This window comes from Rhodococcus tukisamuensis NBRC 100609 (genome assembly GCF_001894985.1).
GTDB lineage: Bacteria > Actinomycetota > Actinomycetes > Mycobacteriales > Mycobacteriaceae > Rhodococcus_G > Rhodococcus_G tukisamuensis.
In genome coordinates, this window is record NZ_BCXG01000062.1 from 1 (window position 1) to 729 (window position 729).

General features: G+C 68.6%; 1 protein-coding gene. It reads left to right on the forward strand.

Annotated elements, in window-relative coordinates; all coding sequences use genetic code 11:
- Nucleotides 1–729, forward strand: a 729-nt coding sequence (locus RT2_RS24920) for an acyl-CoA dehydrogenase family protein (protein WP_174556754.1), incomplete at both ends; no start/stop codon positions are given.

The following is a 729-nucleotide window of genomic DNA, read 5'->3' on the forward strand; positions in this document are numbered from 1 at the left end:
GGCGTTCGCGATGACCGAGCCGCGGGTGGCGAGCTCGGACGCGACGAACATCGAGCTGTCGATGGTGCGCGACGGCGACGAGTACGTCCTCAACGGCCGTAAGTGGTTCGCCTCCAACGCTTTGCACAAGAACTGCAAGGTGATGATCGTGATGGGCAAGACCGATCCCGCCGCCGCCCCGCACCGGCAGCAGTCGATGATGGTGGTGCCGATCGACGCGCCCGGCGTCACCGTGATGCGGGGGCTGCCGGTCTTCGGTTACCAGGATCGCGAGGGCCACGCCGAGATCGACTTCACCGACGTGCGGGTGCCGGCGAAGGACGTGCTCAAGGGCGAGGGGGAGGGCTTCGCGATCAGCCAGGCCCGGCTCGGTCCGGGGCGCATCCACCACTGCATGCGAGCGATCGGCATGGCGGAGCGGGCGCTGGAGCTGATGTGCCTGCGGGCCCAGTCCCGGGTCACCTTCGGCCGGCCGGTCTCGGAGAACGCGAACATCCAGGACTGGATTGCCGAGGCGCGCATCGAGATCGAGATGATCCGGCTGCTCACCCTCAAGGCGGCGCACCTGATGGACACTGTCGGGAACAAGGAGGCGCGCACCGAGATCGCGGCGATCAAGGTGGCGGCGCCGAACATCGCGCTCAAGATCGTGGACCGGGCGATCCAGGTGCACGGCGGCGGGGGCGTGACGGACGACTTCCCGTTGGCGATGGCGTGGGCGCACCTGCG